We start from the raw sequence: 9,534 nt of genomic DNA, 5'->3' as shown, positions 1-9,534 counted from the left end.
CGCCTCAAGGGTTCGCTACGCCGGGCTCACGCCCGCCCTTGACCCGCAAAACCACCCACTCGGATTTCAAAAGAGGCGTATTTGTACGGCATTATGCGCCGGTCGATTCGCCACTGGGGACGGGCCGAGTCCATCAGGCGGTGCATGCCGCGTATGTTCGCGCCGGGTTGACCAATCGAACTGGGAGTCATCTTCTTCGGCACAGCGTCGCCAGACGGCTGCTTCGATCGGGGTCCTCGCTGAAGGAAGTTGCGGACATACTTCGCCATCGAAGCATCGATACGACAGCGGTCTATGCAAAGATCGATCGTCGAAGCCTTGATGCTGTGGCGCTTCCCTGGCCAGGGAGAATGTCATGAAGGAGTCTGTTCATGCAGCAGCCGTGTCGCGAGTGTGTGCCTCCTATCTCTATCAAGAGATAGTCGGCACTATATACCCTTCCGAATTATGTCGGGCGGCACGATTGAACTTCGACGATCTACCCGAACGGTGCATGTCGAAAGCAGATGTGCCAGACGTGCCCAAGTTATTACCCGACATAATTTCAGGCCGCTAAAGACTGTTCAGAAAGTCGAGAAGCTCGTCTGTCGGCTTGAAGCGTCCAGGCTTGCCGTGTCGCGGAGTTGCCTTCTCAAGGGCCTGTTCTTTCATCGCAAGGGTCGCTTCGATATAGATCTCCGTTGTCGCAACCGATTCATGCCCGAGCCACAACGCGATGACCGAGCGACGAACGCCTTGTTGCAGAAGGTCCATGGCCATGGTGTGTCTCAAACAGTGGACGGTGACCCGTTTTTGCTTCAACGACGGGCAGACTTCACAGGCGGTCTTGCGGTGCTTGGTTAGCAGGTACTGCACGCCATGGACGCTGAGGCGTTCACCCCGCGCGCTGGGAAACAGAACCGTGCCATCACCACGTTGTGGTTCTCGCAACCACGCTTTCAGTACGGCGCGTGTGGATCTCGCGATGGGTGTACAGCGCTCTCTCCGACCTTTCCCGATCACCCGCACGTGAGCACCTGCGCCAAGGATCAGGTCCTCACGTTTGAGACCGGTCATCTCGGACAGGCGAAGGCCGGTCTGTACGGCGACCAACATAAAGGCGTGATCGCGCCGGCCAGACCAGGTGCCTTGATCAGGCGCGGCTAGCAAGGCGTCGACTTCAGGGCGCGTCAAAAAGTGGACCAGTGTACGCGTGAAGCGTTTGCTAGGGATAGCAAGCACCCGCTGGATCTGCGCCGAATGAGCCGGAGTTTCGAGGGCTGCGTAGTGAAAGAAGGAATGAATTGCCGCGAGGCGTAGATTGCGAGTGCGAACGCTGACACCCTGGTGCTTCTCGAGTTCATCGAGGAACGCGACAATCAAAGGCGCATCGATGTCTTCGAAGTTAAGCCGGGACGGCGGCTTATGCAAACGCTGCTGCACGAACTTCAGAAGTTGCCGAAAGGTATCGCGATAGGAGGTGATGGTGTAAGGGCTCGCCTGACGCTGCTGCATCAGGCGCTGCGTGAAGAAGAGTTCCAGTAGTGGAGCGAACGTCGCTGAAGTAGTCATTGCACGTCCTCCCAGCGTTGTTCGAGTCGACGCATCGCCTCACGCATCAGTTCGGGCGAGGCGCTTAAATACCACTGCGTATCCTCAACGTGGACATGACCGAGGTAGGCCGACAGGATTGGTAGGCGACGCTCGGGATCCTGATCGGACCGGTACCAGCGTACAAGTGTGTTGGTTGCGAACACGTGCCTCATATCGTGCAGACGCGGCCCGTGACTGTCTGACTCACCGCGCAAGCCGATCTGCCGCGACAACGCATAGAAAACGCGATGAATCTGACCGCTGTCCAGCCGGTTGCCCCAGCTCGACACGAACAGGTACGAGGATACCGGTCGCCCCGCCCAATGACGTTGGCGTTTTGCGATATAGTTTGCGAGCACCTCGCAGGTCGAGGCATGCAAAGGAACCAATCTCGTCTTGCCTAGTTTCGCTCCGCGGACAGTCAATATCCCCGCGGTCAGATCCACGTCCTGTAGCTCGAGATTGCGCGCTTCACCCAGACGCATTCCTGATACGCTCAGCAATCCGAACAGACAATGATAGGTCCACGGCAGCAGGGCACCCCGTTCATAACGATATCGCATTTGGAGTGCAGCCTGCAATAATGCGCAGATCTCGCTGGTCGAATATAAGTACGGTCTAGCCCGCTTCGGTACAAACGGTAACAAGCCTGGCGCTGGTATCTCGGTGCGGAGATCGGTAGCACTGCGATGGCGCGCAAACTGTCGTACATAGCTCAGACGTTGCGCCCATTGCGCGGGCCGGACATCCGATGGCTGTTGAGCCCACGCGAGAGCCAATGCCTGGGTAACGTAGGGAGCACGATGCCGTTCCATAAACGCGACGAAATCTGGTAGCGCATTGCCTGCCTCTCTCAGCTTGAATCCCAGGCTGCGCCTCAGATCGATGTACTCCTTAACGGCTTGCCGAAGTGTGTTCATCGCACACCTCCCGGCCAGGGCAAAGCAAGTGTGCGCAATGCCTTGATGTCTACCGACGTATAGATCTTCGTTGTTTGTGGATGATGATGTCCCAATACCTCGCCGATCTCGCTGAGCGAGGCCCCACGGCTCAACATCTGGGTGGCCAGGCCGTGGCGGAACTGATGGGCACCCATCGTGGGTGCGTCGATGCCAGCGCGCTGAAGCGAATTCCGGACGAGGGAGCCGACGCCACTTTGCCCACGAAAACCTGTGATGGGCGCCTTTGCGCGCAAAAATACGCGGCGACTGGCGCTATGAGGACGCCCGTACCGCAAATATGCGGCAATCGCCTTGCCGACGTCGGCGGGTAAGGGTAGCTCGCAGCGTTGCCCGCCCTTGCCGCGGACGCTCACCTGGCCCGCGCTCCAGTTGATGTCGTCGAGTTCGAGAAAAGCCACCTCACCAGCGCGTAACCCCAATCGCGCGAGCAGGAGCAGGATGGCGTAGTCACGACGCCCAACCGAGGTCCGTCTATCGATACTAGCCAGCAGTCGCCGCGTCTGCTCAGCAGAAATCGCTCGAGGAATTGACGGCATCGACCAGTTGGCGACGACCGGAACGGCGGCAGCCAGATCCAGCGTAACGTCGCCGCGATAGCGCGCATAGCGTAGAAAGGAGCGCAGTGCAGTGGTCATTAGCTTGGCTCGCTTCAAATGCAAACTTGGTGCACGGAACTGCACGAAGCTCACGACATCCACGGCACGTAGGCGCGATAAGTTGACCCTCCCGTCACCGAAGCAATGGTGGAGAAAATCGCGGATGAATGGCACGTAATTAATGACCGTCGTTGCGGCAAGAGCCTTAGCGTCGCGCAAGTATTCTGCGTATGCCTGTGCCCAGATCTCCGTAGGTGGCGCCCGACGTGTTGCTGTCTTCTCGACGGGAATCACGCCCTCACTGCGCATAAAATCGATGAGATGACGGAGTGCAGCCCGATCTCCAAGGTAAGGTTGCACATGCCGGGCGCGATAGCGCAAATACCGTGTCGCGTGGTCGTAGCAGATGTCCTTTACGCTGACGCCTGTCTTCTTAAGCCATCGACTAAAGCATGCGGCGATACGTACCTGCTGCTTCATGGACTGTGCGCTGTATCCCTGGGAGCTGATCGCATCCGCAAACGATACCAAATGGGCTGCAAGCGGCCCTTCTGGCACCTGAGAGAGCGTGACCTGATCATGAATAGTGTACTTCACGTTGACCTCCTTCCCCGGCGTGGGGAGCGGGTGGAAGGAGTAAAGATTATCTCTATCTGGCATCGGCCGTTCGGCCTAAAAAGCGCGCCGTCACGCGATTACAAGACATAATTCGAGAGGGAATATAGTGTCGACTATCTCTATCAAGAGATAGTCGGCACACGACCGCGGTTCGATTGCTGGAGTCGGGAGTTGAATCCAACGTCATCCGTGCCTGGCTCGGTCATGTCAGTCTCGACACAACTAATCGGTACGCCGAGATCACGATGCGAACCAAGCAAGCCGCTCTCGCAGCATGCATGCCTCCGACGGCTTCGGCGGCATCCCCGCCTCGCGACGGATGGCACCAAGACAAAGACCTGATGAACTGGCTGCAATCGCTTTGAAGCTTATGTGCCTAGCGGCCGGTGACTCGTTAATGCTGGTGCGCTTCTCAGGCCGCCAGGGCACAAAAGGAGTCAGGGCACAAAACATAGATTTTGTGGCCAGCCACAAAATCGTAGAGCACGTGCTCGGGTGTGCCGCCGAAGTAGACGAACGCTTCGCGCAGGCACTCGCACAGCGTTGCGGCGTCCTCGCCAGCGGTAAAGCGCACGAAGCTCGCGCGGCTGTATCCAAGCGTCGCCACCAGCGCCAGCAACGGCGCACGGCCGCGACGGATGACCGTGAAGTCGGCCTGCATCTGTTTGCCCGGCGGTGTCTCGAACCGAACCACCGGCTCCGCTTCATGGCGCTTGTACGGCGCCAGGAACGCCTTGAGCTGGCTGATGCCCCCTTCGTAGCCAGCTTCCTGCAGTTCCCGATGCAGCACTGTCGCCGGAATCCAGTGCGGGCGCGCGGCGGCAACACGTTCGAGCACGTAGTCCTTGAACGGCTCGAGCTTCGTCGGGCGTGGCTCGCGTTGCTTGTAGCGGCCAGCCTGGTCGTCGCGCAGATAGCGACGCACCGTGTTGCGTGACAGGCCCGTCTGTCGCGCTATCTCCCGTACGGCCGTTCCCCGTCTTGCCAATACCTTGATTTCCACTGCTTGCTCCTGAGTCAGCATCGGCGGCAAAAAGCCGCCATCCTCTCCCAGGTGGGTCAGGTTTACCTCGGCGGGTGGGTCAGTTTCACATCGGCGCTAACAGCAAGCAGAAGAACATTGCAGTCGTTGCCATCGCCCGCGAACTGGCGGGCTTCATCTGGGACATCGGTCGGCTTGCGATGTCACTGGCCCTTCCACGCACAACCCAACCGGAGGTATGACGGCGGCACCAAACCTCAGCGCCCTTCATCTCAGCGATGAGGCGAATCAACAGCGTGATGCTTGCGAAGGTGCTCGTGTAGCTGGCGAGACCGGCGTCAGTGCGACGCTTCATGCTGTGCTCGAGCCGTATGCGGGGAAAGCTTGCACGTACGGTTCGTCGGGGGCTGCGTTTCCGCACGGAAACGCGGCTACCCAATTCGTCGGCCCAGATGTACGTGATGTCCGATGTAAATACCAGATTGGGTCGGCCGGCGTGAAGTTTCCATTCAACACGTTTGCCGCCACCGGCCGCTTGTGCCGAGAATCGGTTGTCACGCGATAACAGCATTTGTGGCGGGCTCGGATACCGTAGACGCTCATCAGGCGCTCTACCCGCGCCTTGCTGGCTTGGAAGCCGCGAGAGCAAACCTCTTCGGTCATGCGTGGTGAGCCATAGGCGCCTTTGACCTCCGCATGAATCGTCCGAATCGACGTGAGCAACTGCGCATCGGCCAGCCATACACGGGTACGTCAAATCGACGTGTTTTCAACGGCGCTGCCCGGCGCACTGGTGCGTCGTATTCACTTTGGCCTGCTTCGATAATGTGGACAATGTCGAAAAGGCGACAATTGAAACAATCGTTATCAAAGGCCACTAGCGCGCCGGATGCCCCACTGTTCTTCTTGATCGAAAACGACGACGTTCCGTGGCATAGGACTTGCAGCCCCCGGACGGAGCTGTAGCAATTGAGGAGAAAGCCATGTCGTTTGAAAAGACGTTATCGAATTACCCCGTGGTCAAGGTACCAATCAGTCGACTTCGACCGAGTGAAGAAATCAACGCCCAGCGTGCTGAGACGCTGGCCAAAATAATCGCCGAAGATAACCGATGGACCACACCTATTTTCGTTGAGCACCGCCATTGCATTATCATGGATGATCATCATCGTCATTCTTGTGCTAAGTCGCTAGGGTTATCAGTTGTCCCATGTATCTTACTATCCTACGATGATCCAAACTTGCAGGTGACCTATTGGGCCAGTTCGGAGCCCGTTGTTGCGGATCGTATTATCGAGGCTGGTCTTTCTGGGAATTTAATGAGCTTCAAGACCACCCGCCACAGGTTAAATATTACTGTGCCGGGTTGCGCAATTAGTCTGGACGAGTTGAGATGAGGCCGTCATGATTGAGACATACTCTTTCGGCGAACCCAAACCTCTACTCGGAGATTGGGTTAGCGATCTATCCAATAGCCAGTCGGAACTTGAGGCTTGGGTCGACGGGTTCGGCTCACCGCTGCATATAGTATTCCCATATCAAGCAAACAAGAACTATGTTCAATGGCAAAAGGAATTGGGCAAGGTCTACAGCGATTGTCATGTTCAGTTTGCGCTTAAGGCATGCAAGTCGCGCTCGCTCCTTCGAGCATTTGCTGCGGCTGGTGCAGGGGCCGACGTCTCATCGTCCGAGGAAATGGCTTCCGCCTTCATGAACCTGGTTCCCGGGGCGCGTATGTCGATGACCGGTCCGGCCAAGTCCAATTACGAAGTCAGTCTGTGTATACGTCATGATGTGGCGATTCACGTCGACTCCACCGAAGAGTTGATGCGCATTCTCGCATTAGCGGACACTGCTGGAACTGTCGATCGTCTTTTCCTGCGTGCCCGACCCAAGAGCGATCCAGGTTCACGGTTTGGAATGTCCACGGAACAGTTGATAGCGTGTCTGCCGTTACTTCGAAAAGCCAAAGTGAAGCGAGTAGGCGTTTCTTTTCATATCAACGACTATAAAGCAGAGACGCGCACAGAAGAGTTGCGCTCCGGCATTGCGTTTCTGCGGCGAATCTCCGCCGAGGGCCTGGTGCCCGGTGGCATCGATATCGGTGGAGGATATCCAGTTCGCTACCTTGAGACGTTTGATCCAGTTGCATACGGACATGGTGTCCATTGGAAGGGCATGGCAAGACACGGCGAATATCCTTACGCACCCGAGCTTGCCGGAGCCGATCACGCCGCTGCGGTGATTCAAGCCGCGCTTGCCGATCGAGCAGATCGAAGCTTTCTGGAAGATCACCGGCTACCAATTCTACTGCAGCCGGGCCGGTCACTTCTCGACCAGTGCGGAATCAGTGCATTCGGTGTAATCGACATCAAGCATCTTGGAAACAGTCGATATGCCGTGGTGCTCGATGGGATGTCATTCTCAGTTTCCGAAACTTGGTTTGGCGCCGATTTTGTGCCAGCTCCCATCATTCTGCGGCGCAAAAAACAGGCGCCGACAGCGGCGACGCCAAAAAACGCACTTTACTTTCTTGTTGGACGAAGTTGTCTTGAGTCGGACGTTATTCGGTGGCGGGGTCTGACAATTGAGGGAGGTATTGTTCCTGGCGATCTCGTAATCTTCATTAACACCGCAGGCTACCAAATGGATTCTAATGAAAGTTCGTTTCACCGAATTCCATTGCCCAAAAAGATTGCTGCCGTCCGGCATCCGGTAGGATGGCGCATATTTGCCGATGAAACGACCCCAAGAATAGGACCAGATCGATGATAGTCAATAGCATTCTCGAGACTATTGGTCATACACCACTACTCTTCGTCCCTTTACGAGGCGGTGAAGTCAGCCTTTATATCAAGCTAGAGATGTTCAATCCAACCGGGTCCATGAAAGACCGGATGGCTTTGAGCATGATTGACAGCCGCCCCGCCAAGCGAAATCAACATACTGACGACATTGTCGAATCCTCATCAGGGAATACCGCCAGTGCGCTGGCTATGATATCGGCCGTCCGCAAGATCAATTTCACAGCCCTTATGGACTCCCACGCAAGTCCCGATAAGGTTCTAACGGTGCGTGCATTCGGTAGCAAGGTCCAGATCGTTGGCGGTGACGATGGTCTCCTAGCAACTGATATGCGCGACCGGGAAGCCATGCGAAAATCCATGGAAGAGGGCGCCTATTGGACCGAGCAGCACAATAATCCCGCTAATGCCAGAGGCTATGTTGGATTGGCTGCTGAGTTGCTAGAGGATCTCGGCCCGACAATAACGCATTTCGTTTGCGCTATCGGGACCGGCGGATCACTTTGTGGCTGCGCACGCCAACTGCGAATGCATATTCCCGAACTTGAAGTAATTGGCGTCGAACCTGTCGGCAGTATCATCTTTGGGGGACAGGGCGGACCTTACCACCAATCGGGCACGGGGACACCCGAAGGCGCTGACGTCGGGATGGTGATTGACTACGACGTAATAAATTCGGGCCGGAAAGTGACTGACGACATGGCCTTTTCGGTTTGCCACTATTTAGCCAAGCGGCACGGCTTACTGGTTGGAGGTTCAACGGGAGGGGCGATTCACGAGGCGTTGAGCGTGGCTCGCCAAGCACCGATAGGATCACGCATCGTGACACTAGCGTGCGACAGCGGCACCAAGTACTTGGATACGATTTTTGATCCGGAGTGGTTGTTGAGTCACGGCATTCAAACAGTCGACGTTGAAGAGCATTTTGGTGACCTCATCGACAACATGCCCGTTGCGGCACATCGTTGAAAAACGATTATGGACTCTGAAAATGCATTTTCAATACCACCTGTCATCTATTGAACATACCCAGCTTAATTCAATAATGCGGCTGGTGTAATCAGCCTGCCTTGAGCCTTGAGGATTAATTTGTCTTAATGGAAAAGATGAATTCACCGAGAATGCCGAATGTTGGAGGTTCGATAATGAGTGTGAAGCTGCGGTTATTGTCTTCAGCCGATCGTGCCACGATCAACCATCTGACTCTGCATCCAGAGCAGGAGCAGTTCGTTTCCCCGTTCGATTTGATATTTTGCAAACTTCGAAACAGCACATGCCCTGAATGGGTCCATCCGTTCTCCATCGTGGACTGCGAGCAGATAATCGGGTTTTTTGTTCTCCGAGAACAAGCCGCCTTGCCAGCATGGGCGCCGCTAGGCGTGGTCACCTTGCACAGCCTTCGAATCGATCGATCACATCAAGGCAACGGGTATGGCAGGGCAGCGATTGAACTTGCCGCTCAATGGATACAAAAAAATCGACCGTACAGCAACCGTCTGATGCTAGGGGTGAACGTACGAAATACGAAAGCTAAAGAGGTCTATCTGAAAATTGGCTTCCGGGATACGGGCGCCACCTGTTGCGGCTCATCTGGCCTTCAGAAAATTCTTGAATACAGAATTACTAGTAACCACTAGTATCGGAGACCAACGAATACCTAAAGAACAAGAGCACGAGGCTTGTGTTCCGGCCAACCCCGAAAGTCGGCGAACGCGCTGACGCGAAGATTATCTCTACAACCTGAACGATGTGATTCTTGCGCATTCTAACGATGCCACAACTGTGCTTGAGGCTATAAATCAAGATTCTTGCGAAATCGCTGCAATAATTGTCGGGCCGATGATGGGCAGCGCCGGTGGAATACGAGCGGAAGGACACTTCTTGGAGAAGCTGAAGCAATACGCAATTGATATCGGAGCCTTCTTACTGACGTGTGCACCAAATAGTGCGTGATGCGTTATACGAGCATGAAGAGAAAAAACGATGCCCGAAAGTTGGAT

The 9,534-nt window shown here is 55.7% G+C and carries 9 protein-coding genes and 4 pseudogenes; 7 read left to right on the top strand and 6 right to left on the bottom strand.

Annotated features, from left to right (window positions below; translation table 11 throughout):
• The first annotated feature begins 38 nt into the window (after window positions 1–38).
• Entirely contained in the window at window positions 39–359 is a 321-nt protein-coding gene (locus J8I87_RS42475) for a tyrosine-type recombinase/integrase (protein ID WP_245254585.1), read from the top strand.
• A 193-nt stretch (window positions 360–552) separates the two neighbouring features.
• Here J8I87_RS42475 and J8I87_RS42470 read toward each other — a convergent pair whose 3' ends face one another.
• The 3 genes from J8I87_RS42470 to J8I87_RS42460 are packed head-to-tail and all read right to left on the bottom strand — an operon-like array spanning window position 553 to window position 3,727.
• Window positions 553–1,551 carry a site-specific integrase gene (locus J8I87_RS42470; protein WP_209938547.1) on the bottom strand — a complete coding sequence of 333 codons (999 nt, stop codon included), beginning with the start codon at window positions 1,549–1,551 and terminating at the stop codon, window positions 553–555.
• Window positions 1,548–2,492, bottom strand: coding sequence for a tyrosine-type recombinase/integrase (locus J8I87_RS42465; RefSeq protein WP_209938546.1), 945 nt, complete (start codon window positions 2,490–2,492; stop codon window positions 1,548–1,550). Before J8I87_RS42465 ends, J8I87_RS42470 begins: the two co-directional genes overlap by 4 nt.
• Window positions 2,489–3,727: a site-specific integrase gene (locus J8I87_RS42460; protein WP_209938544.1), complete on the bottom strand. Its 1,239-nt coding sequence runs from the start codon at window positions 3,725–3,727 to the stop codon at window positions 2,489–2,491. The genes J8I87_RS42465 and J8I87_RS42460 overlap by 4 nt, the downstream gene beginning before the upstream one ends.
• Window positions 3,728–3,891: 164 nt before the next feature.
• On the opposite strand from J8I87_RS42460, the pseudogene J8I87_RS42455 reads away from it, so the two are divergent.
• Window positions 3,892–4,113, top strand: a pseudogene (locus tag J8I87_RS42455) (recombinase); the annotation flags it as partial.
• 110 nt (window positions 4,114–4,223) lie between these two features.
• Here the strand turns inward: J8I87_RS42455 and istA are convergent.
• Window positions 4,224–4,772 (bottom strand): annotated as a pseudogene (gene istA, locus J8I87_RS42450) (IS21 family transposase); the annotation flags it as partial.
• A gap of 74 nt (window positions 4,773–4,846) precedes the next feature.
• Here istA and J8I87_RS46580 point away from each other — a divergent pair.
• Window positions 4,847–4,972 (top strand): annotated as a pseudogene (locus J8I87_RS46580) (IS110 family transposase); the annotation flags it as partial.
• Between the two features lie 197 nt (window positions 4,973–5,169).
• On the opposite strand, the pseudogene J8I87_RS42440 reads toward J8I87_RS46580, so the two are convergent.
• A pseudogene (locus J8I87_RS42440) lies at window positions 5,170–5,468 on the bottom strand (IS3 family transposase); the annotation flags it as partial.
• Between the two features lie 245 nt (window positions 5,469–5,713).
• On the opposite strand from J8I87_RS42440, the gene J8I87_RS42435 reads away from it, so the two are divergent.
• The 4 genes from J8I87_RS42435 to J8I87_RS42420 all read left to right on the top strand — a co-directional run bounded on the left by J8I87_RS42435 (window position 5,714) and on the right by J8I87_RS42420 (window position 9,171).
• Entirely contained in the window at window positions 5,714–6,127 is a 414-nt protein-coding gene (locus J8I87_RS42435; RefSeq protein WP_209938542.1) for a ParB N-terminal domain-containing protein, read from the top strand.
• A gap of 7 nt (window positions 6,128–6,134) precedes the next feature.
• The gene (locus J8I87_RS42430) at window positions 6,135–7,502 is read left to right on the top strand and encodes a hypothetical protein (protein WP_209938540.1); all 1,368 of its coding nucleotides are present in this window, start codon (window positions 6,135–6,137) and stop codon (window positions 7,500–7,502) included.
• On the top strand, window positions 7,499–8,503 hold the full coding sequence (locus tag J8I87_RS42425) for a PLP-dependent cysteine synthase family protein (protein WP_209938537.1): 1,005 nt from the start codon (window positions 7,499–7,501) through the stop codon (window positions 8,501–8,503). The genes J8I87_RS42430 and J8I87_RS42425 overlap by 4 nt, the downstream gene beginning before the upstream one ends.
• A 176-nt stretch (window positions 8,504–8,679) precedes the next feature.
• Window positions 8,680–9,171, top strand: coding sequence for a GNAT family N-acetyltransferase (locus J8I87_RS42420; protein ID WP_209938536.1), 492 nt, complete (start codon window positions 8,680–8,682; stop codon window positions 9,169–9,171).
• A 162-nt stretch (window positions 9,172–9,333) separates the two neighbouring features.
• Here J8I87_RS42420 and J8I87_RS42415 read toward each other — a convergent pair.
• Window positions 9,334–9,534, bottom strand: a 201-nt coding sequence (locus J8I87_RS42415; protein ID WP_209938533.1) for a hypothetical protein, incomplete at its 5' end; no start/stop codon positions are given.

Source organism: Paraburkholderia sp. LEh10 (genome assembly GCF_017814945.1).
Lineage (GTDB): Bacteria > Pseudomonadota > Gammaproteobacteria > Burkholderiales > Burkholderiaceae > Paraburkholderia.
This window is presented reverse-complemented; position numbering and strand designations above follow the sequence as displayed.

Coding starts and splice junctions, on each gene's coding strand:
- J8I87_RS42470 (WP_209938547.1), bottom strand. CDS start 1,551: ATGACTACTTCAGCGACGTTCGCTCCACTACTGGAACTCTTCTTCACG.
- J8I87_RS42425 (WP_209938537.1), top strand. CDS start 7,499: ATGATAGTCAATAGCATTCTCGAGACTATTGGTCATACACCACTACTC.
- J8I87_RS42430 (WP_209938540.1), top strand. CDS start 6,135: ATGATTGAGACATACTCTTTCGGCGAACCCAAACCTCTACTCGGAGAT.
- J8I87_RS42420 (WP_209938536.1), top strand. CDS start 8,680: ATGAGTGTGAAGCTGCGGTTATTGTCTTCAGCCGATCGTGCCACGATC.
- J8I87_RS42435 (WP_209938542.1), top strand. CDS start 5,714: ATGTCGTTTGAAAAGACGTTATCGAATTACCCCGTGGTCAAGGTACCA.
- J8I87_RS42465 (WP_209938546.1), bottom strand. CDS start 2,492: ATGAACACACTTCGGCAAGCCGTTAAGGAGTACATCGATCTGAGGCGC.